Annotated in this window: 25 protein-coding genes and 1 riboswitch; of the genes, 8 read left to right on the top strand and 17 right to left on the bottom strand. The window is 64.4% G+C overall.

The features are described from left to right. Position 1: 1 nt before the first annotated feature. The 4 genes from ACO06R_RS08260 (at position 2) to ACO06R_RS08245 (ending at position 3,678) form a co-directional block, all read left to right on the top strand. Complete coding sequence (locus tag ACO06R_RS08260) at positions 2 to 196, top strand: hypothetical protein (RefSeq protein WP_421858359.1); 195 nt, start codon at positions 2 to 4, stop codon at positions 194 to 196. A 57-nt stretch (positions 197 to 253) separates the two neighbouring features. Beyond that, positions 254 to 1,429 carry a cation:proton antiporter gene (locus ACO06R_RS08255; protein ID WP_421858357.1) on the top strand — a complete coding sequence of 392 codons (1,176 nt, stop codon included), beginning with the start codon at positions 254 to 256 and terminating at the stop codon, positions 1,427 to 1,429. A 136-nt stretch (positions 1,430 to 1,565) separates the two neighbouring features. Beyond that, positions 1,566 to 2,765 (top strand): multidrug effflux MFS transporter, encoded by a 1,200-nt coding sequence (locus tag ACO06R_RS08250; RefSeq protein ID WP_421858354.1) that lies wholly within the window; start codon positions 1,566 to 1,568, stop codon positions 2,763 to 2,765. A 19-nt stretch (positions 2,766 to 2,784) separates the two neighbouring features. Further along, on the top strand, positions 2,785 to 3,678 hold the full coding sequence (locus ACO06R_RS08245) for a DMT family transporter (protein ID WP_421858351.1): 894 nt from the start codon (positions 2,785 to 2,787) through the stop codon (positions 3,676 to 3,678). Here the strand turns inward: ACO06R_RS08245 and cobM are convergent. The 9 genes from cobM to ACO06R_RS08200 form a co-directional block, all read right to left on the bottom strand. Further along, on the bottom strand, positions 3,675 to 4,451 hold the full coding sequence (gene cobM, locus ACO06R_RS08240; RefSeq protein ID WP_421858349.1) for a precorrin-4 C(11)-methyltransferase: 777 nt from the start codon (positions 4,449 to 4,451) through the stop codon (positions 3,675 to 3,677). The two genes, ACO06R_RS08245 and cobM, sit on opposite strands and share 4 nt — an antisense overlap. Then, on the bottom strand, positions 4,448 to 6,283 hold the full coding sequence (gene cobJ, locus ACO06R_RS08235; protein ID WP_421858346.1) for a precorrin-3B C(17)-methyltransferase: 1,836 nt from the start codon (positions 6,281 to 6,283) through the stop codon (positions 4,448 to 4,450). Before cobJ ends, cobM begins: the two co-directional genes overlap by 4 nt. Continuing rightward, the gene (gene cobI, locus ACO06R_RS08230) at positions 6,273 to 7,013 is read right to left on the bottom strand and encodes a precorrin-2 C(20)-methyltransferase (protein ID WP_421859284.1); all 741 of its coding nucleotides are present in this window, start codon (positions 7,011 to 7,013) and stop codon (positions 6,273 to 6,275) included. Before cobI ends, cobJ begins: the two co-directional genes overlap by 11 nt. Continuing rightward, a complete protein-coding gene (gene cbiE, locus ACO06R_RS08225) occupies positions 7,010 to 8,227 on the bottom strand; it encodes a precorrin-6y C5,15-methyltransferase (decarboxylating) subunit CbiE (protein WP_421858344.1) in 1,218 nt (405 codons plus the stop codon). The genes cobI and cbiE overlap by 4 nt, the downstream gene beginning before the upstream one ends. After that, positions 8,224 to 8,721 (bottom strand): DUF5946 family protein, encoded by a 498-nt coding sequence (locus tag ACO06R_RS08220; RefSeq protein ID WP_421858341.1) that lies wholly within the window; start codon positions 8,719 to 8,721, stop codon positions 8,224 to 8,226. Before ACO06R_RS08220 ends, cbiE begins: the two co-directional genes overlap by 4 nt. After that, entirely contained in the window at positions 8,718 to 9,347 is a 630-nt protein-coding gene (locus ACO06R_RS08215; protein WP_421858338.1) for a precorrin-8X methylmutase, read from the bottom strand. The genes ACO06R_RS08220 and ACO06R_RS08215 overlap by 4 nt, the downstream gene beginning before the upstream one ends. 12 nt (positions 9,348 to 9,359) lie before the next feature. Beyond that, complete coding sequence (locus ACO06R_RS08210) at positions 9,360 to 10,481, bottom strand: sirohydrochlorin chelatase (RefSeq protein WP_421858336.1); 1,122 nt, start codon at positions 10,479 to 10,481, stop codon at positions 9,360 to 9,362. A gap of 3 nt (positions 10,482 to 10,484) precedes the next feature. Continuing rightward, the gene (locus tag ACO06R_RS08205; RefSeq protein WP_421858333.1) at positions 10,485 to 10,736 is read right to left on the bottom strand and encodes a DUF6732 family protein; all 252 of its coding nucleotides are present in this window, start codon (positions 10,734 to 10,736) and stop codon (positions 10,485 to 10,487) included. Between the two features lie 239 nt (positions 10,737 to 10,975). Then, positions 10,976 to 11,404: a TerB family tellurite resistance protein gene (locus tag ACO06R_RS08200; protein ID WP_421858331.1), complete on the bottom strand. Its 429-nt coding sequence runs from the start codon at positions 11,402 to 11,404 to the stop codon at positions 10,976 to 10,978. 103 nt (positions 11,405 to 11,507) lie between these two features. On the opposite strand from ACO06R_RS08200, the gene ACO06R_RS08195 reads away from it, so the two are divergent. After that, positions 11,508 to 12,293, top strand: a complete 786-nt coding sequence (locus tag ACO06R_RS08195) for a TSUP family transporter (protein ID WP_421858328.1) — start codon at positions 11,508 to 11,510, stop codon at positions 12,291 to 12,293. Positions 12,294 to 12,296: 3 nt separating this feature from the next. Here the strand turns inward: ACO06R_RS08195 and ACO06R_RS08190 are convergent, their stop codons facing one another. Then, entirely contained in the window at positions 12,297 to 13,280 is a 984-nt protein-coding gene (locus ACO06R_RS08190; RefSeq protein ID WP_421858326.1) for a hypothetical protein, read from the bottom strand. 183 nt (positions 13,281 to 13,463) lie between these two features. Here ACO06R_RS08190 and ACO06R_RS08185 point away from each other — a divergent pair, with 183 nt between their 5' ends. Further along, positions 13,464 to 14,012, top strand: coding sequence for a methyltransferase family protein (locus ACO06R_RS08185; RefSeq protein ID WP_421858324.1), 549 nt, complete (start codon positions 13,464 to 13,466; stop codon positions 14,010 to 14,012). 21 nt (positions 14,013 to 14,033) lie between these two features. Here ACO06R_RS08185 and ACO06R_RS08180 read toward each other — a convergent pair whose 3' ends face one another. Genes ACO06R_RS08180 through cobN form a run of 4 tightly spaced genes read right to left on the bottom strand, consistent with a single transcriptional unit; the run spans position 14,034 to position 20,050 of the window. Then, positions 14,034 to 15,287: an NAD(P)/FAD-dependent oxidoreductase gene (locus tag ACO06R_RS08180; RefSeq protein ID WP_421858321.1), complete on the bottom strand. Its 1,254-nt coding sequence runs from the start codon at positions 15,285 to 15,287 to the stop codon at positions 14,034 to 14,036. A gap of 4 nt (positions 15,288 to 15,291) precedes the next feature. Further along, complete coding sequence (cobO, locus tag ACO06R_RS08175; protein ID WP_421858318.1) at positions 15,292 to 15,918, bottom strand: cob(I)yrinic acid a,c-diamide adenosyltransferase; 627 nt, start codon at positions 15,916 to 15,918, stop codon at positions 15,292 to 15,294. After that, complete coding sequence (locus ACO06R_RS08170) at positions 15,918 to 16,352, bottom strand: GNAT family N-acetyltransferase (RefSeq protein ID WP_421858315.1); 435 nt, start codon at positions 16,350 to 16,352, stop codon at positions 15,918 to 15,920. Before ACO06R_RS08170 ends, cobO begins: the two co-directional genes overlap by 1 nt. Then, a complete protein-coding gene (cobN, locus tag ACO06R_RS08165) occupies positions 16,349 to 20,050 on the bottom strand; it encodes a cobaltochelatase subunit CobN (protein WP_421858313.1) in 3,702 nt (1,233 codons plus the stop codon). The genes ACO06R_RS08170 and cobN overlap by 4 nt, the downstream gene beginning before the upstream one ends. Positions 20,051 to 20,163: 113 nt before the next feature. Between cobN and ACO06R_RS08160 the strand changes: the two genes are divergently transcribed. Beyond that, the gene (locus ACO06R_RS08160; protein WP_421858311.1) at positions 20,164 to 20,547 is read left to right on the top strand and encodes a DUF1761 domain-containing protein; all 384 of its coding nucleotides are present in this window, start codon (positions 20,164 to 20,166) and stop codon (positions 20,545 to 20,547) included. 8 nt (positions 20,548 to 20,555) lie between these two features. Here ACO06R_RS08160 and cobW read toward each other — a convergent pair whose 3' ends face one another. Both cobW and cobU read right to left on the bottom strand, forming a co-directional pair. Then, positions 20,556 to 21,641, bottom strand: a complete 1,086-nt coding sequence (cobW, locus tag ACO06R_RS08155; RefSeq protein WP_421858308.1) for a cobalamin biosynthesis protein CobW — start codon at positions 21,639 to 21,641, stop codon at positions 20,556 to 20,558. A 4-nt stretch (positions 21,642 to 21,645) separates the two neighbouring features. Next, positions 21,646 to 22,176 carry a bifunctional adenosylcobinamide kinase/adenosylcobinamide-phosphate guanylyltransferase gene (cobU, locus tag ACO06R_RS08150; protein WP_421859281.1) on the bottom strand — a complete coding sequence of 177 codons (531 nt, stop codon included), beginning with the start codon at positions 22,174 to 22,176 and terminating at the stop codon, positions 21,646 to 21,648. A gap of 117 nt (positions 22,177 to 22,293) precedes the next feature. After that, a riboswitch (cobalamin riboswitch) is annotated at positions 22,294 to 22,522 on the bottom strand. A gap of 29 nt (positions 22,523 to 22,551) precedes the next feature. On the opposite strand from cobU, the gene ACO06R_RS08145 reads away from it, so the two are divergent. After that, complete coding sequence (locus ACO06R_RS08145) at positions 22,552 to 23,529, top strand: GGDEF domain-containing protein (protein WP_421858305.1); 978 nt, start codon at positions 22,552 to 22,554, stop codon at positions 23,527 to 23,529. Here the strand turns inward: ACO06R_RS08145 and ACO06R_RS08140 are convergent. Beyond that, a complete protein-coding gene (locus ACO06R_RS08140; RefSeq protein WP_421858302.1) occupies positions 23,415 to 24,944 on the bottom strand; it encodes a cobyric acid synthase in 1,530 nt (509 codons plus the stop codon). The two genes, ACO06R_RS08145 and ACO06R_RS08140, sit on opposite strands and share 115 nt — an antisense overlap. Positions 24,945 to 25,120: the final 176 nt, after the last annotated feature.

The following is a 25,120-nucleotide window of genomic DNA, read 5'->3' as shown; positions in this document are numbered from 1 at the left end:
CATGTTCAAGCTCAGCTACATATTTGGCAATCCGATGAAACGTCAGCCCGACCCCATCGACGAAATCCGGGCGCAGTGGATCAACGATCCACTATCGCATCCCGATATTGCCCGGATGAGTGTCGACGAACTCGCCGACCTTCCTTTCGCCACGCATCTCGGGCGGAAGCAGTGCGAGGACGGCAGGGCGATCTAGGGGCTTTGCGTGGCGTCAGCGCTCTGGCACATTCGCCGGGATTGGAAACGCGCGACCATGCCCAACGCCCAACTCCTGATCGTCATCGGCGTCCTGTTACTGGCCAGCCTCGCGCTGGAAACGCTCGGCCGCCTCACACGTCTTCCGCGCGTGACAATCGTGGTCCTGTTCGGCGTGCTGATCGGTCCCTCCGGCCTCGGCCTGCTGCCCGACGCGGCGCATGAGATCTATCCGACCCTGTCGGTGTTGGCGCTGGTGATGGTGTCTTTCCTGCTCGGCGGGCGATTGACCCGGCGCATACTTGCCGAAAGCGGCGCGCAGATCATCAGCGCTTCGATGCTGATCGCGCTCGCCACGGCGTTCGTTGTTGCAACAGGGCTGATCGCGCTGGGATTCGACCCGGTTCTGGCCCTTCTTTTCGCCGGCATCATGACGGCGACGGATCCGGCGGCGACAGAGGATGTAGTACGCCGCAGCCGCGCCACCGGTCCGTTCCCGACGATCCTGCTCGGCGTCGTGGCGCTCGATGACGCATGGGGGCTGATCCTGTTCGGCATCCTGATGGCGACAGCGCAAGCCATGACCGATGGCAGCCTGCACGCCGCTGCGGAAGTTTTTGCCATCGAGATCGGCGGCGCGGTCGCGATCGGCCTTGGCATCGGCATACCCGCCGCCTTCCTGACCGGACGTATCCGCCGTGGCGAACCGATCCAGGCCGAAGCCATCGGCGTCGTCTGCCTGATCGGCGGCATTTCGGTCTTGCTCGAGGCGTCCTTCCTGCTTGCGGCGATGATCGCCGGGATGGTCATCGCCAATCTGGCCCGTCACCACACCCGCGCCTTCCACGAGATCGAGCGCATCGAGTGGCCATTCATGGTGCTGTTCTTCGTTCTCGCCGGCGCCTCGCTCGATATCGCCACGCTTGCCTCCATAGGCGCACTCGGCATCGCGGTGATCGCATTGCGGGCGGCTGGACGGCTGATCTCGGGACCACTCGCCGGTGTCGCGACCGGCATGCCGGCGGGCGAACGACGCTGGATAGGCATTGCGCTGATGCCGCAGGCGGGCGTCGCCATGGGCATGGCGCTGGTCGCCGCGAATGCCTTTCCCGACCGCGCCGAAACCATCATTGCAACGACGGTCGGAGCGACCGTTGTGTTTGAACTGGTCGGACCGCTGCTGACCGTCCTGGCGCTGCGCAGATCCGGCAGCACGGACCGCCAAAGCCGATGATGCGCGGTGATTGCCTGATGTCAACAGGCATGCATCGCCCTATGGCCTAACCTAACGAACTGTAGTAGAAGCCGCGCTCGGGCCGGAACGGCCGGCATTGCTTTCCATATCCACTGTCATCTCTACGGAGGCACTCATGCAGCCCGGTTTTCTGCGTACGGCCATCGTGCTCGGCCTGCTCGCCTGGGTCGGTCCCTTCGCCATCGACATGTATCTGCCTGCTCTTCCGGCGATCGCGGCGGATTACAACACCACAATCGCGGCGACCCAGGCCACGCTGACCGCCTACTTCATCGCCTTTGGCATTGCCCAACTGGTCTACGGTCCGGTTGCCGACTGGATCGGCCGCAAGAAGCCGATCTATGTCGGCCTGGCGGTCTTCATTGCCGGCTCGCTTGTCTGTGTCTGGGCCCCCTCGATATCCTGGCTGATCGCTGGCCGTTTCATTCAAGCCCTTGGCGCCGCAACAGTCATGGTCGTGCCGCGCGCAATTATCCGCGATCTCTATACCGGCAGCGAAGCGACGCGCATGATGGCGCTGATCATGTTGGTCATCTCCGTTTCACCGATGCTGGCGCCGCTGACCGGCGCGGGATTGATCGAGATCGGCGACTGGCGGCTGATTTTCGAGGTGTTGGCCGTCGCCGCCGTGCTGTCGATCCTGCTTACCGCCACTCAGTTGCCGGAGACGCTGACGCCCGAGCACCGCGTGCCGGTACGGCCGCGCGCGCTGCTTGCCGGCGCGCGCGAACTGATGACCGACCCGAAATTCCTCGGCCTGACGCTGATCGGCGGGTTCGGCATGGCGAGCTTCTTCGTTTTTCTGTCCTCGGCCTCGTTCGTCTATACCAACCAATACGGCCTGAGTTCGGTGGGTTTCAGCCTTGCTTTCGCTGTCAACGCCATCGGATTCTTCGCAGCATCGCAGATCGCGCCCAATCTCGGCGACCGTTACGGCATGGCGCGCATGGTGCTGATCGCCACGGGTGGTTTCGCAGCTTCCGCTGCCGCGCTCCTGGCATTGGTCGCGGTGGGCTTCGACGGGCTGTACCTGCTGATGTCGCTGCTGTTTGTCGCCTATGCGTTCTTCGGCCTTGTCATGGCGCCAACCATGGTCATGGCGCTCGACGATCACGGTGACAAGGCCGGGCTCGCCTCCTCGCTCGGTGGAACACTGCAAATGCTGGTCGGCGGCCTGATGATCGTCATCAATGGCCCGTTTTTCGACGGCACGGCGCTGCCGATGGTCACCGCGATCGCCTTGTGTGCTACAGCCGCTTTCGTGTTTGCCCTGCTGACACTTCGTACAGTGCCGCAGAAAGGCGCAGCCGCCTGACAAGGTTGGGTCTTCGCCCATGAGCATCTACGAGCTGGCCGCCCTTGGCGCGGCGCTGACCTGGGCGGTCACGGGCATCGTGTCCGCCGGCCCATCGGCCGCGCTCGGCGCAGTCGCCTTCAACCGGCTGCGCATGGCGCTGGTCTTCGTCATGCTGGCAATTACCGCGGCGCTGACCGGCGGCTGGCAGACGATTGGCACGGCCAACCTCGCGCCGCTGGTGCTGTCCGGGCTGATCGGCATTTTTTTGGGCGACACGGCGCTGTTCTTGACCATGAACCGGCTCGGACCGCGCCGCACCAACATCCTGTTTTCCTGCAACGCCCCGATGGCCGCCATTCTCGGCTGGCTGGTGCTTGGCGAGGCGATTACCACGCAGAAGCTGGCCGGCATCGCGGTGGTGTTTACCGGCGTGCTGCTCGCCATCGTCTTCGGCAAACGGCCTTCGCAGATGCACCAGTGGGAAGCGGTCAGGGGCCCGCTTGCCGTCGGCGTCGCGCTCGGATTGACTGCAGCGCTCGGCCAGGCAATCGGCTCGCTGATCGCCCGTCCGGTCATGGAGGCCGGCGTCGATCCCATCGCCGCCTCGGCGGTGCGGGTCGGCACCTCGGTTTTGGCGCTGTCGCTTTTGATCGCCACCGGCTGGCAGGCCATTCAGGCCAAGACCGCGCTGACGCTGCGGCTCGTCTTCGTGACCGGTGTGTCGGGCATGCTCGGCCTTGGCGTCGGCATGACGTTGGTGCTGTTCGCGCTGGTTGGCGGCAAGGTCGGCATCGTCGCGACGCTGTCGGCGACGACCCCGGCCTTCATCCTGCCGGTCATGTGGATGCGCACCGGCGAGCGCCCCGCCGCCATGGCGTGGCTCGGGGCAGCACTGGTCATCGCCGGCTCGGCCCTGATCTTCGCGAGTTAGGCCGAGGCCTTTTTCTTCCCGCGATTGCGCAGCACGTGGGAGAAGTCCGAGTTGTAAAGATCGGAATCGCGAAACTCGGTCTCGCCAAACACCTTGCCGACCATGACCAGCGCTGTGCGCGTGATCTTCGCCTCACGCACCTTCTCCTTCATTTCGGCCAGCGTGGTGCGGATATAGAGTTCGTCTGGCCAGGTCGCGCGATAGGCGATCACCACCGGGCAGTCTGCTCCATAGTAAGGCTCCAGCGACCGACGGATGTAATCGAGATTGCGGATCGACAGATGAATGGCCAGCGTCGCGCCGGAACGGCCGAGCACTTCCAGCTGCTCGCCCTCGGGCATCGACGACGCCTTCATGCCGGTGCGCGTGACAATCACCGTCTGGGCGATTTCCGGCAGTGTCAGTTCCGCCTTCAGCTTCGCCGCCGCACCGGCAAAGGCGGGCACGCCCGGCACCACCTCATAGTCGATGCCGAGCGCGTCGAGCCGGCGCATCTGTTCGGCGACCGCGCCATAGATCGACGGATCGCCGGAATGCACCCGCGCCACGTCCTTGCCTTCGGCATGCGCCTTTTCGATCTCGGCGATGATCTGGTCGAGATGCATCGGCGCGGTGTCCATCACCAGCGCATTCGCCGGCGCCGCCTGGACGATCTCGTCTGGCACCAGCGAACCGGCATAGAGACAGACCGGGCAGCGTTCGATCAGCCGCAGACCGCGCACCGTGATCAGGTCGTGCGCGCCGGGTCCGGCGCCGATGAAATGAACCGTCATGACGCCTTCTCCATGCGCGTGCCCGTCTTGCCGGCATAACCGCGCGGCGTGTAGATCCATGTCCTGCCGTCGCCGGTGGCAACCGCGCGGCTGTCGGACGAACCGGCGATGACGACGGTCAGCATGTCAACATCGTCGACATTCAACTCGCCCAGCGGCACGACGCGCACCGTTTCGCCGTCGCGGCCGAGATTGGTCGCCAGGATGACCGGCGTGTCGGCGGGGCGGTGGTTCAGCAACTCGTCGCGCGCCCAGGCAAGCTGGGTGCGCCGTTTCTTCGACACCGGATTGTAGAAGGCGATGACGAAATCGCCCTCTCCCGCCGCCCGGACGCGGCGCTGGATGTCCTCCCACGGCGTCAGCAGGTCGGACAGCGAGATGGTGCAGAAATCGTGGCCGAGCGGCGCGCCGGCGCGCGCGGCTGCCGCCTGCAAGGCGGAGATGCCGGGCGAAACCTTGATCTCGATGCGTTGCGCGGCATCCGAAACGCCGCCCTTGTCGATCAGTTCGAAAACCAGCGTCGCCATGGCATAGATGCCGGCGTCGCCAGAACAGACCAGTGCCACGTCGCGGCCCTCGCCCGCCAGTTCCATGGCGTGGCGCACCCGGTCCTCCTCGCGGCCGAGATCGAAATCGTGGCGCGTCTTGCCGGCGGCCAGCGGGCCGAGCAGGTCGAGATAGAGCGAGTAGCCGACGAGATCCGACGACGCGGCGACCATGCGGCTGACTTCCGGCGACCGCCAGGCTTCCGCGCCCGGCCCGATCCCGACCACGAAAAGCGTGCCGCGCGCCCGGCCCGGCAGCGCCGCCCGTATCAGCACCTGCGGCGCGCGGGCGATGGCGCAGGTGGCGCGCGCCGATTTGCGTTTCTCGACAATCAGTGCGCCTTCCGGTCCGGCAGCGGCCAGCGCCGCGCCTTCGGCAACGCCGTGGCAGCCGACCTCGGCGAAGACGACATCGGACGGATTGGCAAGCCGCGGCGTTTCGGCCTCCAGCGTTGGCGCATCGAAGAACCGCGCCGGCGCGCCGAGCGCGTCTGCAACCGCATGCACGGCAACCTCGTCGGCCTTCAGGTCGATGGAGACCACCGCGCCGACCGCGTAGCCGGCCAGTCCCGCCGCATCGAGCGTCGCGCGCGCCAGTTTGACCGCGTCTTCCGGCGGACAGCCGCGCTCGCAGCCGATGCCGAGTGTCAATCGTTTCGCATGATAGACGAGTTCCCCCGCGCCGGGCTCGACCGCCTTTTCGGTCACGGTCAGTTTTACAGCACCCTCCGCCGACAAAGGTATCCCGCTTTCAACCAGCCACGGCGCGTCGCCTTCGAGCCTCGCCTGTGCACCGCCGAGCAGGTCGGCCATGACGATCTTGGCCGCGCCGGGGTTGGCCAGAGCATAGCCGTCCGGCGGCGCGTCAAGCGCCACGCCATAACGAAGGTCGCCCGCAGTCGTCACCGCCGACATGCCGCCAAGCGCAAAGGCGATGTCCTGCGCCAGCCGGTTTGCGCCGCGATGTCCGCCCAGGAGCGGCACGGCGGCGTGCCCGTCTTCGGCCACCGCGACGACTGGCGGTTCGTCGTGCTTGCAGGCCAGCAGAGGCGCGACAATGCGGATCACCGCGCCCGCCGCCATCAGCGCCACAACAGGCACGCGGTCGAGGAACAGCGACTGCAGATGCGTTTTGACATCGTCGAAACCGACGATACCGGAGCCGGCCGCAACGCGCGGTCGCAGACCGTGGATGACGCCGCCGGTCGCATCGCGCACCGCTTCGGCAACCGGCATGGCCGCGTCGCTCAACACGACAATGGCCGGTGGCAAGGGATCATTGGGCATGAACTGTCTTCCCGGCAGGCAGCGCGCGGATCCAGTCTTCCGCGCCCTTGTAGATCAGGATCATCGAAAAATACGGTGCGCTATCCTCGACGACACCGGCGAGCGGCAGAATGCGTTCCTCGGCAAGGCTGACGCGCTCGCAATAGCCGGCGACGTCCGTCAGGCCCATCTCTTCGATCAGAGCGCGAATGCGCGCGAAATGCCGGCCGACCTTCATGATCGCCAGCGTGTCGGCGCCTTTGATGCGCGCCTCCAGTTCGGCGTCGGGCAGCGGCCCCGGTATCACGGTTAGTACGTCGTTGCGCGCGGCAAGCGGACGCGCCAACGCCGCCGCCGATGCGACCAGCGACGACACGCCGGGCACGATCTCTGTTGGAAAAAGCTGGCCGAGCCGCTCGAACAGATACATGAAGGAGCCGTAGAAAAACGGGTCGCCCTCGCACAGCACGGCGACGTCGTGCCCGGCGTCGAGGTGCCCTGCAATCTCGCCGGCCGCCTTGTCGTAGATTTCAGCCGCCGGGAAGCGTTCCGCGCGCATTGGCACGACGATCGGGATTTCGAGTTGGTAGGGAGAGAGGTGGCCAGCAACGATCGCGCGCGCGAAACTCTCGCCGCTGTCAGGTGCCGGATAGGCGACGACAGGCGATTCCGTCAGGATGCGATGCGCTTTCAGCGTCAAGAGTTCCGGATCACCCGGACCGACACCCAACCCGTAAAGCTTGCCGGTCATGGGCGCTTCACCCATGCCCATTGCGTCACCGTCATCGACGGTCGCCAGCCGTGGAACGGCCCGACAGGTTCGGCGGTTTCGGTCGAGATGCGCTGCAACTCGCCACCATGCTTATCGAAGGCGGCAAGCAGGACCGTTTCACTCTGCAGCGTGACGGCATGCGCAACCAGCCTGCCATGCGGCTTCAAGGTTGCCATGCAAGTCTCTATGGTTTCATGCGAAATTCCGCCGCCAACGAATACCGCGTCCGGAGCCGGCAACCCGTCCAGCGCCGCAGGCGCGGTGCCGTCCACCAGCTCCAGTTTCGGCGCGCCGAGTTTCAGCGCATTGGCTCGCGCCATGTCACGGCGTGCCGGTTTCGGCTCTATACCGTAAGCCTTGGCTTCCCAACCAGCGCGCATCCACTCGACCGCAATCGAACCGCAGCCGCAGCCGACATCCCACAACACGCCACCGCGCACCGGCACCAGTTTGGCGAGCGCCAGCGCTCGCGCGGTCCGCTTGGTTATCTTGCCGTCATGCACGAACGCGTCATCCGGCAGGCCGGTGCGCGGCAGGATTTCCGCGTCCGGGCCGGCGACACACTCGACCGCCAGCACATGGAAGTCGGGGACGTCCCGCGCCCAGCCCTCGGCAATCCCGTCGAAGCGCTTCTCGTTCGGACCGCCCAACGCAGCCAGCACAGTCAGCCGCGATGCGCCGTAACCGCGTTCGGCCAGCAGCGTCGCCACCGTTGCCGGTGACGTCGCATCCTTGGTCAGCAGAAGCATGCGCACGCCGGGTGCGAACCATGGCAGGATTTGCTCGGCCGCCCGGCCATGTACGGTCAGCGTCTCGACATCGGCAAGCGACCAGCCCATGCGGCAGGCCGCCCACTGGAACGCCGACAATTGCGGGTGAAAGGTGATCTCGTCAGCCGGGATCGACCGGGTGATGCGCGCGCCGACCGAGTACCAGAGCGGGTCGCCGGTCACCAGCACGACCACGCGACGGCCCCGAAAACCGCGGATTGTCTCGATCATCGCATCGAAGGGCGACGGCCAGGCGATCCGCTCGGCCTTGACGTTCGGCGCGAGGTCGTGATGCCGGTCGCCGCCAACAATCACCTCGGCATTCTCGACCAGACCACCCGCCTCCGGTGACAGGCCGGCCATGCCGTCTTCGCCAATGCCGACGATGTGCAGCCAACGCTTCTGGTGTTCGCCATCCGTCATTGCAGCACCTCGGCAATCATCTTGTGCGCCGCGCCGTGATGAACCTGCCAGTCATCGTAGACCGCGCGCGCAAAGGCGCAGACCGTGTCCCAATGGGCGTCCGGTCCGTTTTCGTTATCGACACTGGCGATTGTGATGCTGGCCGTCGGATAGGGATCGAATACAGGAAACAGGTCGTCGCGCCCGGCGAGACCCTTGCGCAGGCGGATCGTCCGGGCGTCGGGCGCGTCGGGGTTTTCAATCGCGTGCACGAGGGCAGCGAGATGCAACGCCGCCGATTGCACGGCGCGGCGATCCGTTCCGGGTGAATGTTGCAGCGTGTAGGCATCGACCAGCAACTGATGTGCCCTCCAATAAGCAAACTCGGAGTAATGCAGCGCCATCGAGACATTGAACTGTGCCCAGCACTCCGGGCTGACTGTCAGGTACTCGTGCACCGGCCCATCGGCCATCGGCGCCTCGAACCCGCAAGCCGGGCATCGCCGCGTGTTCATGTCGATAGTCCGCCGGCAAGCCCGTTGACGGCCGCCTGCGCCATCGCCGTGCCACCCCAGCGACCCGTAAGCGTGATGAAGGGTATGCCGCGCGGATCGGCCGCCAGTTCGTCCTTGGATTCCGCCGCGCCGACGAAACCGACCGGAAAGGCGATGATCGCCGCCGGCTTGGCCGCGCCGGCATCGATCCGCTCCAGAAGCCGGAACAGGGTCGTCGGCGCGTTGCCGATGGCGACAATCTGGCCGGCGAGATTGTCGCCCCACAGATCGACCTGCGCGGCAGCACGCGTCATCTTCTCGCGTTTCGCGTAGCGCGCAGTCTCCGGCGCGGTGATCGCGCAATGCAGCGCGCAACCATCCGGCAACAGGCGCTGCATGACGCCGTGGCGCAGCGTCTCGACATCGCAATAGATGTCGGCGCCCCCGGCCAGCGCGCTGCGCACCGCCTCGGCGATGCCGTCGCTAAAGCGCAGGCTCGCGACGATCTCCGGCATGCCGCAGGCATGCACGATCCGCGTTACCACCGGCCGGATTGCCTCGGGCACGTCGGCGAGTTCCGCGACCTGGCCGATCATCTCGAAGGATTGCCGGTAGATCGCGTCCGGCTCGCGGACATAGTCCATCATCGGCGTCGCCACTCAGCTCCCACCCTTTTGCATGCTCTTCGGCCCGAGCGGGTGATCGGCATGCGGATAGGGATGATGGTGGTGATGCGCGTGATCATGATCATGGCTATGGCCGTGATCATGGTCGTGCGCATGGGCATGGGCATGCACCGGTGTCCACTCGATGCCGTGCGTCTTGCAGAACGCTTCGTTGCGGCAGCGCCCGTCGCAATCGCCGTTGCACGGGCAGTTTTCCGGCGCCCCGCCGACACCCTCGACATGATGGTGATGGCTTTCCTGCGCCTGGCCGACTTCCGCCTCGAAGCCAAGCACCTGTTCGCGGTACTTGCACATCTGGCAGTTCATGTTGTTGGTGCCCTCGAGGATCTCGCCGACGCGGTCGGCAAAGCACTCGATCACCAGATCGTGGTCGTTGAGATAGGGCGCCTTGACGAACTCGATGTCGGGATTGGCCGCCGCCACCTCGTCGGTCTGGCTGTAGATGCGCTTCACCAGCACACCAGTGAACAGGAAGTACGGGAACACGACGATACGCCGGTAACCGAGCTTTGCGGCATGCTCCAGCGCCGGCTTGACCAGCGGAAAGGTCACGCCCGAATAAGCCGTTTCGCCCCAGCCGAAACCCATGCCCTCCCACAGCATGCGCATGACCTTGGCGACATTGGAATTGGCGTCCGGATCGGATGCGCCGCGACCGACGACGACCAGCATGGTCTCCTCCATCGGCACGTCGGAGGATGCCGCGTCCAGCGCCTCGCGAATGCGCGCGCCGGCAGCCCGGATCATCTTCAGGTCGATGCCGAGCTCGCGCCCGTAATCGATTCTGATATCGCGGTTTTTCGCCTGATAGCTGTTGAGCACCGACGGGATGTCGTTCTTGGCGTGACCGGCGGCAAACAGCATGCCGGGCACCGCCAGGATGTCGGTGACGCCCCGGTCCTTCAGCGCGTCAAGCCCCTTGTGCAGGACCGGATTGGCGAACTCCAGATAGCCATATTCGACCGGCCACTGCGGAAACCGCTCGCGCAGCCGGACGGCCAGTTTGGAAAACTCGCCGACGGCGTTCTGATTGCGGCTGCCGTGGCCGCAAACCATGATGCCGTAGCGCTTGCCGTTGTCGGCACCGTTCGTCATCGCTCAGGCCTTTGCTTCGGCTTCGGTCTCGGCCTCGCCGGCATCCGCCGCCTCGGCCTCTTCTTCGTCCTTGCGATCCTTGCTCTTCTTGCCAAGCACCGACAGGCCAATCGCGATGGCAGCGGCAGCACCGGCTGCGGCGACACCGATCCAGTGGCTGTGACCGGCCAGTTCGCCAACATGACCGAAATGCGCATGCGCCGGGAATGCGACAAACGCGATGGCCGCAGCAGCGGTGAAGAATGCAGTTCTCATGGTTTTCGCCCTCAAGGTCCGTGTTCGGTTATCAACAGATGCAATGGCCGCGTTGGCGGCCACGGACCTGGACCTTGCGACAGTTCCCCTGCTCGGCCCCCGGTTTGGGTCGGCTGCAACGGACATCTCTCCGGCCCCGGAATCGGTCGGGGCACTGTCGATAACGCCGCGAACCTAAGGACCGGCGTTGACGGCGTCAATTGTCGCAGCGACTTGGGCAACCCGGAATGCGACGTTTTTCAATCTGCGGGCGCACCGCCCTTGAGATCGAAGTCCAGCATCTCCGCGATTCGGGCGACGAATTTGTGCTCTCGCGGATCGATGTCGCTGTCTGCACTGGCGATGGCGATCATGTTGTCAAGCAGGGTTTGCCGGCGTTGCAACGGCAAATCCTTGAACACCGCCGCCGCTTGCGCCGGGGACATTTCGTAGGCGAAGTCCTGCAGATACTGGTAGACGCCGTCCATCACATCCGGGTCGATACCGAAGCTTTCGCGGCACACCCGCCTGAATGCCTCCAGTTCGCGTTCGCGCACCTCGCCATCGGCGAGGATCACTCTAAACAGGAGCAGAAGCTCCGCCGTCAGTGCGGGATCGCCGGCGACCATGCGCACCGCCCTTTCGCGTTCCAGCCTCCTGCGTACCGCGGCGAGCAACCCTCCGGGCATCCGCACCTCCATCTGCCACAAGGCTAACCCTAAAACGCTGCTTTGCAAAACCGGGTCGCTTGGGGTACGCGCCGAAGCCGGATTTCAGTGTTCCGGAAAGTACATGTTCGAGTTTGCCACCGATATCGTCCTGCTGCTTGCCGCGGCCGCCTTCCTGGCCGGCTTCGTCGATTCGATTGCCGGTGGTGGTGGACTGATCACAATTCCCGCGCTGCTGCTGGCTGGCGCATCGCCGGTCGACGCGCTCGGCACCAACAAGGCGCAGGGAGTATTCGGCACCGTATCGGCGACCTTGAGTTATGCCCGCCACGGACTCGTCCGGCTGGCCGCGCAAACCCTGCCAGCGCTTCTCGCCTTTGCCGGCAGCATCCTCGGCGCGCTTGTGGCGACCGTTGTGCCCGGCGCGATCTTCGGTGCGGTCTTGCCGCTGCTGCTGGTGGCGATTGCACTCTACTTCGCGCTGCGCCCGGGGTTGGACGACAACGACCGGGCCGAACGACTGCCGCCGGCCATGTTCGCAGCGGCCATTGTCCCGCTGATCGGCTTTTATGACGGGTTGTTCGGCCCCGGCACCGGTTCATTTTTCATGCTCGCCTTTGTCGCGCTGGCCGGCTACGGCGTATTGAAGGCGACCGCGCACACCAAGCTGCTCAATCTCGCCTCCAATCTCGGCGGTCTTGTGCTGTTTTCGCTGGCTGGCGCGGTACTCTGGAAGACGGCGATCATCATGGGGATTGCGCAATTCGTAGGCGCGCAACTCGGCGCGCGGCTGGCCATGCGGCGCGGCGCGCGTCTCATCAAGCCGCTGCTGGTAGTTGTCTGCATTACTCTGGCGGTTCGGCTGGTTGCCGATCCGGCGCATCCTCTGCGCCTCGCGCTCGGATGGTAAGGACTAGCGCAGTCCGCGTCGTCCGAAGGTTTTCGCCGATTTCGGCCGCGACCGCCGTTCCACGCCGTTCCACGAGACCGCGCGCCGCGGGGGCCTCAAGTCTTCGAAGTCGGCCGAAGCAATGTCGAAGCCGAATGCCGGCGCTTTGCATACCTCAAGCGACACATGCGGCTCGACGATTTCCGGAGTAGCGGCAAGATGACGAACCACGATCTGATCGCCGGTTTCAGTCAGATATTTTTCCAGATGTGGCGGATAAGCGCCCCGGTCCCGACAATGAGAGACAAACCCCGACAAGGTCGCCATCACCCAATCGAGCGGCAACGGCGCTTCCTCCAGCACCGCCTCGGTTCCGAGAAATTCCGACGCGCCGCGTGTCGACGCACCGATCAGCCGCACCTCGTCGATTTCGCGATTGCTCGAAAACGGCGTCGCACGCACGAATGCGGAAACAGGGTCGGTGTCGAGGGCGGCGACAAAGCTCTCCGGGTGAAACAGCATCTCGCAGGATTTCCAGTGGATCGCCAAGGGCGTTGCGAGCCGGCAGATGGCGGTCACCACCGCGCCAGCGAGCTGCGCGCGTGCATAATGCGTGGCACCCAGACCGATCCGGCCGGCACCGGCAATCGCATCATACTCGGTCTCCACGGTGATGTGCACCTGCGCCATATGCTTCGCCAGCCGGTCTTCGACCTCAGGAAATGTGCGATGCAGCAGCGGCCAGTCGAGCGCGTCGAAATAGGCCGCACGTGGCCTGATCGTCTCGCTCAGTTCGATGGTGACTTCGCAAGCGGCAGCCCTGAATGCGACGACGCGGTTCGGGCCCGTGAAGTCGTCGCCTTCAATAGCGAGCGACTGAATGGCCAGAATGGCACAAAGCTCTTCGGACAAGGCTGAGACTTCCAGTCCGGGCACAGAGGCAAAGAGCACGCTGCATTCGGTTGCAACCTGCTTGCTCGCCCTTTTCATCTGCGCAACGAAATTCATGCCCGACCCATGCCAAACTCATTGAGGCACAGCTGTTCTTACCCGGGCGAGGCTCACCGCAACCTTAAGAAACTGTTTACAATTCTAGCAATCACGGACATTCGCCGGTCATCGCGTCCGGACGCGCTCACTTCCTGAAGAAATCGCCAATCCGCCCGCCCGAACCGAGCGTATAGTTCGGCGATGGCCTATGCATACGCACTGATAACTCTGGCTCTTTGTATCGCGGTCGCTGTATTGATCGCCTGGTCGGACCGGCATCCAGATCGCGCCATCTGGCCGCCGCGTCAATTCGGCTTCCGGGCCCGAATAACGACATGGACGGTCACTGTCGCCGCCATTGGCGCCGCCTATCTGGCCGGTCGAGCCGGCTGGAACGCCTGGAACTGGCCCGATTTCGTTCGCTGGTATGTCGGCTTCCCGCTGACCTTCGTTTCCAGTTCGGTCAGTTCCTGGGCGATCGTTCGGCTCGGACTGGACCAATCGATGGGCGCCGACAATGGCCTCGTCACCAAAAGCCCCTTCGCGCGGACCCGCAATCCGACCTATCTGGCCAATGTCGCGCTTTGTCTCGGCTGGGTGCTTCTGGCCGCCTCATGGCCGGCATTGATCGCAGCGGCGGCGCTTGCCGCGCTTTATGCATTTGCGGTGCCGTTCGAGGAAAGATGGCTCGCCCGCACCTACGGCGCTGCCTATGAGCAGTACCGCGCAAACACCCCGCGTTGGTTGTGAACGCCTCCGCAGGACGGCGGCCTACGCCCCGCCGATGAAGCGCGACGCCGCATAAGGCGCCGGGTCGCAGAACGGCTCGTCACCGGCAATCATCTGTGCCAGCAGCTCTCCTGTCGCCGGGCCGAGCGTGAACCCGTGATGGCCGTGTCCGAAATTGAGCCACAGCCCCGGCAGGGACGGCGCAGGCCCCAGGACCGGAAGCATGTCGGGAAACACGGGCCGGCAACCGATCCAGGGCGCATCGTCTACTGCGTCGCCAAGCGGAAACAGTTGCCGCGCCAGCGGCAGCACGCGGCGCAGTTGCCTAGGCGTCGGCGGCGCGTGCTGACGGGCGAACTCCGCTCCTGTCGTCAGCCGGATACCGCGCACCATCGGCGCCAGCACATAGCCGCATTGGTCGTCGACGATATGGCGCGTCAGATAGGCGTTGCCCGCCGGCGCGAAATGCCTGTGATAGCCGCGCTTGATCCCCATCGGCAGCCGAATTCCAAGCCGCTCGGCCATCTGCCGCGACCACGGCCCGAGCGCGACCACAACATGGTCCGCAGAAATGCCCTGTTCTGCAGTTTCGACATGCCAGCCTCCTTCACGCCGCTCAACACTCCGGACTTCGGCCGTAACGAGTTCGCCACCCAGCGTTTCGAACAGCGCCGCGTAGGATTTGACCAGCGCACCGGGATCGCTGCAGTTCCACGGATCGTGATAGTGCATCGCGCCGTTGATTTCCGCGGTATCCAGATGCGGCTCGAGCGCCCGCAACCCCGCGTCATCCAGCGGATCGACGGTCAGCCCCAGATCGCGCAGTTCGCCAACCTTGCGCTCGGCGTCGGGAATCGCTCGTTCATCGCGGAACACACGGATCCAGCCGCGTCTGGAGACAAGGTGCTCCGAACCGGCCTCGCGCATCAGCGTCGCATGCGCGTCCAGACAACGCTCGAACAGCGGGATGTTGGCCAGAAAAGTCCGGCGCGCCTTTTCCGACGCGGAGGCTCGAAAGTAGCGCAGCAGGAATGGCGCCACATGCGGCAACGCCGAGAGGTGGTAGTCGGCGTCCGTGCCACGCCTGAACGCGGCCCGCAGGATGTCGGCGGCGTTGCGCGGAAACATGTAGGGATGCACGCCCTCGCGCTGGATGAGCCCGGCATTGCCATGGCTTGTTTCTTCGCCAGGCGCGCGCCGGTCGACAAGCGCCACTGACAGACCGCGCTTGCGCAGGTGGATTGCCGTCGCGACGCCGACAATGCCCGCGCCGAGAACTACCGCATCGCGGCGCATGTCCTCACCACTCCACGCCGATCTGCGCCTTGATACCGGATCGGAATGGGTGTTTGACCAGTTCCATTTCGGTCACGAGATCGGCCGCCTCGATCAGTTCTTCGCTGGCGTTGCGGCCGGTCAGCACGACATGGGTCATGGCCGGTTTCTCGGCATCGAGAAACTCGATCACTTCGGCGGTGTCGATATAATCGTAGCGCAAGGCGATGTTGATTTCGTCGAGCAGCACCATGGTGTTGGTCTCGTCGCGGATCAGTTCCTTGGCCTTCTCCCAGGCGGCCCGCGCCATCTCGATATCGCGTTCCTTGTCCTGGGTTTCCCAGGTGAAACCCTCGCCCATGGTGTAAAACGAGCAGATATCGGCAAAGCGCTCCTCGATCAGGTTGCGCTCACCGGTCTCCATGCCGCCCTTGATGAACTGCACGACGGCACATTTGCGACCATGCGCGATGTGCCGGAAGATCATCCCGAAGGCTGCCGTCGACTTGCCCTTGCCCTTGCCGGTATGGACGATGACCAGGCCCTTCTCGCCGGTCTTCGTCGCCATGATCTTGTCGCGCGCCGCCTTCTTCTTGGCCATCTTGGCGGCGTGGCGCTCGCTCTCATTGACCGTCTTTTCTTCGTCGCCCATCAATTCGTCTCCTCTACGCCAAAGGTTTTGGCGAACCACATGCGCTGCGGATGCCCGCCCACGGGGGGCAACCGGCCGAACTCCTTGTAGCCGAGCTTGGCATAAAAGCCCGGCGCCTCGAATTCGTAGGTGTCGAGAAACACGCCGATGAGCCCGCTTGCGCGCGCGTGCGCCTCGGCTTCCGCCAGCAGCCGCCCGCCGACACCGGTCTGTCGCGCCCGCGCTTCCAGCGCAAGCAGCTTGATAAAAAACCAGCCAAGCTGGCCCCGGTCGTAAAGCCCGCCCAGAAATGCGCCATCGCCATCGCGCGCCACGAAACCGACTGTCTGCGGATCGAATGCGGTGCCGTTTCGCTCAGCATGCGTGTCCAGCATGCCTTGCAGCCGCTGCTCCAACGCCTCGTCCTCACCCTCGATTGTGCTGATTTCGATCACGTTTCCGCTCCGGCGCGCGCCATTTCGTTGAGCCTATACATCGCCGAGTTGCTCTTCGGCGTCCACAGCCCGCGCTCGACCGCCTCGGCGAGCCGCTCGGCCATCTCGCGCATCGCGTCCGGGTTCTTGTCAACGATGAAGCCGCGCACCGTGTCGTCCATCAGATAGGCCTGATAAACGGCATCGAAATGGTGGTCGCGCACGGCCCCGGTCGTCGCCGCAAACGCGAACATGTAGTCGACCGTCGCCACCATCTCGAAGGCGCCCTTGTAGCCGTGCCGCATCACACCGGCGATCCATTTCGGATTGACTACGCGGGCTCGCACCACGCGGCCGATCTCGTCTTCGAGCGTGCGTACCACCGGGCGTTCTGGTCGCGAGTGGTCGTTGTGATAGATCGCCGGCCGCGCACCCTTCAACGTCTCGACCGCCGCCGTCATACCGCCTTCGAACTGGTAGTAGTCGTCGGAATCGAGCAGATCGTGCTCGCGGTTGTCCTGGTTCTGGACGACCGCTTGCACGCCCTTCAGGCGTTCCTCGAAAAGGCCGCGCTCGACCTTTCCTTCCGCCTGAGCGCCATAGGCGTAACCGCCCCACTCGAGATAAGCCTCGGCAAGATCTGCGCGTTCGGCCCAGCCCTTCTCGTCGATCAACGCCTGCAGCCCCGCGCCGTAAGCGCCGGGTTTGGAGCCGAACACCCGGTAGCCGGCGCGCCGCCGCGCGGTTTCCGCATCCTCGCCCTGCTCTTCCAACTCGGCAGCCTGCCGGCGCATCCGCGCGGCGAGCGGATTGTCCGCCTCGTCCTCTTCCAGGCCGCCGACGGCCCTGACAGCCTTGTCGAACAGCGCGATCTGGTCCGGGAATGCGTCGCGGAAGAAACCGGATATGCGCAGCGTGACGTCAACACGCGGCCGCCCGAGCTTCGCAACCGGAACAATCTCGTAGCCGGTCACGCGCCGCGACATGCCGTCCCACACCGGTTTGGCGCCGATCAGCGCCATTGCCTGGGCGATGTCGTCGCCCCCGGTTCGCATATTCGACGTGCCCCAGGCGGTCAGTCCGAAGGACACCGGCCACTCGCCATGATCCTGCACGTAGCGCGTGACCAGCAGCTCGGCCGATTTGCGCCCCAGTTCCCACGCGGTCTCGGTCGGCACGGCCCGGCTGTCGACGGAATAGAAGTTGCGGCCAGTCGGCAACACGTCTGGCCGCCCGCGCGTCGGTGCGCCGGACGGGCCCGGTTCGACGAAGCGCCCGGCAAGCGCCGTCATGATCCCGTCGATCTCGGCCTGTCCGCAGGCCTCGACCGCGGGCCGCAATTGCCTTGTGACACATTCCAGAACCGCCCGCGTTGACGGCCAGCCGGGCGGGCAAGGCAACTTGCCGGCAACAAGCCGGTTCGCCAGCAACTCGATCCGTTCCACCGTATCGCCGGCGGTTCGCCAGGCATCCTGCGACACCTCCCGTAGCGCATCGGGTTTCGTCCCGCTCCAGGGCGCGGCCATGTCGCAATCGAGCGGATCGAACGGCAACGCAAGATCGGCCGCGAGGGCGCGCTGCAGGCTCTGATCCGGACCTTCGCCCAGACCGCGCGGCACGCGCGCCAGCGCGACGACGAGATCGGTCAGCAAACGCCCTTCCGGCGCGCGGCCGAAAATATGCAATCCGTCGCGGATCTGCATCTCCTTCAGGTCGCACAGATAGGCATCGAGTTTGGCGAGCGCCTCCTCGCTGTCGTCGCGGGCCGCGATGCCGGCGTCGTGGTCGAGCCCGATATCGCGCACGAGGTTGAGTATCTGGCGCTTCAGGACTTTCAACCGGCGCGGATCGCCGCCGGCGGCTTCGTAATACTCATCGACCAGCGCTTCCAGGTCTTTCAGCGGCCCGTAACTTTCGGCCCGCGTCAATGGCGGCGTGAGATGATCGATGATCACGGCGGATGTCCGCCGCTTCGCCTGCGTGCCCTCGCCGGGATCATTGACGATAAACGGATAGACATGCGGCATCGGGCCGAGCACCGCCTCCGGCCAGCAGGTTTCCGACAGTGCCAACGCCTTGCCCGGCAGCCATTCCAGATTGCCGTGCTTGCCCATGTGCACGATGGCGTCGATGTCGCAGACGGTCCTCAGATAGGCGTAGAAGGCGATGTAGCCATGCGGCGGCACCAGATCCGGCGAATGGTAGCTTTCCTTCGGATCGATGTTGTAGCCGCGCGCCGGTTGGATGCCGACGAAAGTCTCCCCGAACCGGGCAAGCGGCAACGCGAACACACCATCGCGGAAGAACGGGTCATCCTCCGGCCGCCCCCAGCGGCCGCGCACATCATCCTGAATCGACTTCGGAAGCTGCGCGAAGAACACCCTGTAATCGCTCAGACTTATCCGCTCGCGAATTTCCCTAGCGTCATCGGCCGCGTTGGTCGGCCCGCGTTTCAAATGCTCGATCAGCGCATCGCCATCTGGCGGTAGTTCGCCGGTCTCAATCCCTTCCGCCCGCAATGCGCGCAGCACCTCGACCGTCCCCGCCGGTGTGTCGAGGCCGACACCATTGGCAAGCCGCCCGTCGCGGTTGGGATAATTGGCGAGCACGAGCGCCACGCGCTTCTCGGCGGCGGGTTTGCGCCGCAGACGCGCCCAGCGCCCGGCAAGCGCAGCCACGAATTCCACCCGGTCATCGACCGGCTCGTGGGTGACGATGTTGCACTCGGTCGCTTCGTCCCAAACACTGGCGCTCTTGAATGAAATCGCCCGCGACAACACCCGGCCATCGACTTCCGGCAGTGCCACATTCATGGCGAGATCGCGCGCGTTCAGTCCCTGCGGCGAGTCCTGCCAAACCGTCCTTGGCGAACTGGACAGAACCGCCTGGATCACCGGCGCGCCGTCCCTCTCCAACACGGTCGGCACGCGATCCGCGCCGGGCGCGGAGACCGCGAACCCGGTCAGATTGATCACCACATCGGGCTGATGCTCGCCGAACAGCCTGTCGACCGTGGCTGCCGACACCGGGTCTTTGAGGCTTGAAACGAAGACCGGAAGTACGCCGAGCCCTCGCGCCGCGAGCGCATCGGCGAGCGCCTCGACCGGCGCGGTCTGGCCCGACTGCACGAGCGCCCGGTAGAAGACGACCGCCGCCTTGCCGGCGTTGCCTTCCGCCAGCGGTTCGCCAAACACGCCGGCTTTCAGAAGCGGCGCGGACTTAGCACCGATCGTCCCGCCATCGAGGATCGCGCCACAAGCGGCAAAGAAATCCCCGGCGTTCTGCGCCCCACCTTCCAGCAGAAAGCGCCACAACAGGTCGCACCGGTCAGCCTCGATGGTGCAGAAGCGTTGCAAACCGGGATCCGGCTTGTCGTCTCCCGGCAGAACGGCGAGCGCGATGCCGTGCTCGGCGGCCGCAGCGTGGATCGCCTCCAGCCCGTAGGGCCAGTAGCCGGCACCACCGAGAATGCGCACGACGATCATCCGCGCATGCCGGCCTGTCCGCTCGATCCAGGTATCGACGGACATCGGATGTTTGAGCTGCAGCAGGTTGACGAGCCGAAGTGTGCGGCCGGTGCCTGGATTGGCTGCGGCAAGGCTTGCCAGTTCGGTGTCGGCTGCCGACAGCACGCAGATATCGCCGGGCGTCTGTCCGAGATCGACCGCCTCGCCGCCTCCGTCCGAAATAGAGCCTTTCTGCGCCAACAACAGATGCATCACACGCCCCTCGGAAACGCGCTTGTGAATTGCGACGGCGCTGCTACGATCCCACGCAAAAACTCAACCACAAGGTTGAGCAAAATACCAAAACTGCACAAGGAGAGGGTAAGATGCAGGAAGTCGCCGCCAACGTGAGTTGGCTTGCAACGGTGATTGGCGCCGGGGTGGCATTTGTCACGGGCTGGTTCTGGTTTTCGCCAAATCTGTTCGGCAAGGCCTGGTCTGGCGGACACGATGTCAGCAAGGACGGCAACCCGATGCGCGCCGCTGCTAAAGCGTCCCAGGTCGCCGGTCTGCTGCTGGTTTCGTGGTTCACCGGTATCATGGTCGCGCATGACCAGCTGTTCGCCTTTGTGCTCGCGGTCGCCGGCTACAGTGTGCTCAAGGGGTCGAGCAGCCTGTTCGCCAACAAGTCGGGCACCGTGATTGCGATCGATTTCAGCTATTGGGTCCTGGCGGCCGTCATCATGGTCCTGGCCCATACGCTGCTCTAGGGCGTCGATCATCCAGCGGCCGGCGCACTGGCCAGTATCGCTTCTGCGATCGCCGTCTGGTCGATGCCATGCATGCCGATGACGACGAGGCGCGTGTGGCGCGCTTCGTCCGCGCCCCAGGGCCGGTCGAAATAGGTCTCGATACGCTGACCGACGGCCTGAACGACCAGCCGCATCGGCTTGCCCGGCACGTCGCAGAACCCTTTCAACCGAAGCACGTCATGCGCGCCGATCATTCGTTTGAGCCCGTCGACAAACACGGTCGGCTCTGAAACCGGGCCGGCTTCAGCGACGAAGCTCGCGAATTCATCGTGGCCATGATGATGGCGGTCATGATCGTGGTCGTGGTCGTCGTGGTGCTCATGATGTATCTCGTGATGCGATTTGCGCAGCGCGATCTGGTCTTCAGTCGCCGCGTTCATGCCGAGCAGCACATCGACCGGCAACTGGCCGTGCGACGCCTGGACGATCTTCAACGGCCGGTCCGCCTGCCCGGCCAGGTCTTCGCGCACATGTTCGAGACTGCCGTCGTTGACGAGATCCGCCTTGTTGAGCACGACGAGGTCTGCGGCGCGAATCTGGTCTTCGAACAGTTCCTCCAGCGGGCTCTCGTGATCGATCGCCTCATCGGCGACGCGTTGGGCCTCGATACGTGCCTGATCCGCCGCAAACCGGCCTTCGGCGACCGCCGCTGCGTCGATTACCGTAACGACGCCGTCGACGGTCACCGCGGTCTTGATGCCTGGCCAGTTGAACGCCGCGACCAGCGGCTGCGGTAGCGCAAGACCGGAGGTCTCGATGACAATGTGGTCGGGTTTCGCGTCGCGTTCCAGCAGCTTCTCCATCGTCGGGATGAAGTCGTCGGCGACTGTGCAGCAGATACAGCCATTGTTCAGTTCGACGATATCGTCATCCGAACAGTTTTCGACGCCGCATCCCTTCAGCACTTCGCCATCGACGCCCAGATCGCCGAACTCGTTGATGATCAGCGCGATCCTCCGATTGCCGGCGTTTTCCAGCAGGTTGCGGATCATGGTCGTCTTGCCGGCGCCGAGAAAGCCGGTGATCACGGTGGCGGGAATCTTGGCCTGCATGACGTTATCCTTTCATCTTGAGCGGCAATCCGGCCGCAACGAAGTAAACCTGTGCGGCAATCGCCGCGATTTGCTGGTGCAGACGCCCGGCATGGTCGCGAAAATCGCGCGCCATTCGGTTTTCCGGAACGATCCCCATCCCGACCTCGTTGGAAACCAGAACGACCGGCCCCTTTACGCGCGAAAGCGTGCCGCAAAGCGAAGCGCTGCGCGCCAAGATGTCGGCGTCGTTCATCATCAGATTGGTGATCCAGAGCGTCAGGCAATCGACCAGCACGGCCCGGTCCGGCCGCGTTTCGTGGTCGAGGGCGGTTTCCAGATCTTCCGGTTCCTCGACCGTCTTCCAGGCTTCGCCGCGTTGCTGCCTGTGCTTTGCGATGCGATCGCCCATCTCTTCATCGAGAACACGACCCGTCGCCACATAGACCGGCACAAGGCCCGATTCGAGTACCAGACGCTCGGCAAAACCGGACTTGCCGGATCGCGCGCCGCCGAGGATCAACGTGGTGCCCGCCTCGCCTGTCGGCTTGAGCAAAGGGTTCAAAACGGCGCTCCCGTGCCTGTGACAGAGGCTTCCGGTCGGGAATCGCGATCTTTACGCCTGATGGAGTTCCGGGCTTCAGACCCGATCCTTGCCGGGAGCTCCCCGCCCCTTCAGATCGATGTCATGGCAGGTCTCCTGGCTCATGGCGCTTGATCGGTGCCCTCGCCTTCCCGGAATGCTCCAGTGGCGACCCGATTGCCGGGTCTGCGGGCGCCGCGCCATTCTACAGTCGCGGGGTCGGCCGTGATGTGGATGCCCTAGATGGGTCCATCCGTCACGTTCCCTTTTCATCCGTCCCACCAAAGGCAGGACGAAAACCATGACCCGGCAGCAATAGGCGGCGAGTACCGTGAAAGTCAATCGCGATTGCGACCGCTGCCGCCCTCAGGACGACGCCTTCTTAACCAGGTGTTTACCATTCCTGAGATCCTGTATGGGGAAAGCGGTTCGGCGGTAACGATAATTGGTCACCTTCGGCTACATAGGGGCCGCAAACTTCAAAAGCTCAAGCTTTATCAATTTATGCTAGATCATCTAATTCTTCCGCAGACCAGACTCGGCGCCGCTTGGCGTGTGTTGTTTTGGAGCGTGCTGATCGGGTGTATAGCAATGCTGATCCGAAGTGCGGCCTACACCCATTTCTACCCCGAGATTGCAGCCGAGCAGGGCCGATCGCTGGTCTTGCTGGCCTTTGCGCTGGGGGCCGGAATATCCCTGCCGCTCGTCACGATCTTCTTTTCCATGGCCCTTCGCCTCACCCGAGCGATGTCGAAACTGAAGGATATCGCTACTCACGACTGCCTGACAGGTTTGCTCAACCGCAACGCTTTCGAAGATGCGGTTCGCGCGCGCCAGGGCGAACTGATGCGTGACGGCGAGCATGAGGACGCCATCCTTGTCATCGACATCGATCACTTTAAATCGATCAACGACCGCAACGGGCATGCCGCCGGCGATCAGGTTCTGCGCATGGCAAGCGTTTGCATTGCCGGCAACGCTTTCGAGCGCGACTTCGTAGCCCGGATCGGCGGTGAAGAGTTTGCGGTCCTGCTGAAGAATTGCGGACCGAACGGCGCTGCGATGGCAGCTGAGCGCATTCGCAACGCATTGTCCGAAAGCAAGACCCAGTTCGAAGGCATGGACCTTCAAATCACAGCCAGCGTCGGGGGCGCGCTTTTCCCGCGCGGCGCCGAATATCACACAACCTATCGCAGCGCCGACAACGCCCTCTACCGGGCTAAACGCAATGGCCGCAACCGCTGCGATTTCAACGGCTTGCCGTTGTCCCCGACAATCGGCGACACCGTTTCCGACAACGCAAGCAGCCGGTCCACGGCGAGATAGCGTTCCATCTCGGCGGCGATTGCGTCCAGCGCCTCGTCGACCACGGCGAGATGGTCTCGGCCTTCGGAACCGATCCCGTGCGCGGCCAGAAATGCCATGCGGAAGGCACCATCGTTGAACAGGCCGTGCAGATACGTGCCCCAGATCCGGCCGTCCGCCGAGACCGCACCATCCGGCTTGCCATCGAGCATGACCGCTGGGCGTGCGCAGTCCGGGCCGCCGGTCGCGCCGATGTGGATTTCGTAGCCGGACACCGGCGCATCGAAGATCAACGACCGTCCGGCAGCTGTACCGACGCGTTTCTCAGGCGCCATTTCGGTTTCGACGTCCAAAAGCGCGAGCCCTTGCGCTTCGGGAACGGCGCCTTCGATGCCCAGCGGGTCACGCACGACACGGCCGAGCATCTGGTAGCCGCCGCAAATACCGATGACGCTGCCACCACGGCGTGCGTGCTCTGCCAGTTGCCGGTCCCATCCATGGTCGCGAAACCGCGCGAGGTCGGCGATAGTCGATTTCGAACCCGGCAAAATGACGATGGTACAGTCGCGCGGCATGGTTTCGCCGGGCCGTACCATCACGACCTCGACATTGTCTTCCGCGGCCAGCGGATCGAAATCGTCGAAATTGGCGATCCGGTCGGGCACCAGGATCGCGATGCGCAACGCCCCGCGCGTCGCAGCAGTCAGCCGCTCCAGCGCCACCGAGTCCTCGGCCGGCAGCCGGCCTGCATCGCGCAGCCAGGGCAGTACCCCGAAGGACGGCCAGCCGGTGAAACCCGTGATCGCCTCCAGCCCGCTATCAAACAGGCGCATATCGCCCCTGAACTTGTTGATAACGTAGCCGAAAATCATCGCTCGGTCGTCATCCGGCAGGATGGCGTGGGTGCCGGCCAGCGAGGCGATAACACCACCCCGATCGATGTCGCCGACAAGCACGACCGGTACGCCGGCCGCCGTGGCAAACCCCATATTGGCGATATCGCCGGACCTCAGATTTATCTCGGCCGGCGATCCGGCGCCTTCGACCAATACGATGTCCGCCTGTTGCGCGAGCTTCGCATAGCTGTAGAGCACCGCGCCAAGAAACTCGCCCTTCAGCCGCTGATAGTCGCGGCCCTTCGCCTCGCCGCGCATTTGCCCATGCACCACGATCTGGCTGCCATTTTCAGTCTGCGGCTTCAGCAGCACCGGGTTCATGTGAATGCTCGGCGACGTGCGGCAGGCCAGCGCCTGAAGCCACTGCGCGCGGCCGATCTCGCCGCCATCGGCGGCCACCGCGGCATTGTTGGACATGTTCTGCGGCTTGAACGGGCGAACTGTCAGCCCGCGGTTAGACAGGGCCCGGCACAAACCGGCGACCAGCACCGTCTTGCCGACATCCGAACCCGTTCCCTGAAACATAAGCGCACGCGTCATCGCCATCCTTCACGGCTCGGCAGACCCGGCGAAGCGCCGAAACTCTCCTGCCAACCGGCACCGCCGGAAAACGCTAGCGCTATCCGATCTGGGTCGCTGTGAAAAGACGTGGGATACAACCACCAATACCGCAGGCAACACTTCGGTCGCTTGCGGCAGCCGGTAGACCGGCATTG

It is taken from the genome of Oricola sp. (assembly GCF_965230365.1).
Lineage (GTDB): Bacteria > Pseudomonadota > Alphaproteobacteria > Rhizobiales > Rhizobiaceae > Oricola.
This window is presented reverse-complemented; position numbering and strand designations above follow the sequence as displayed.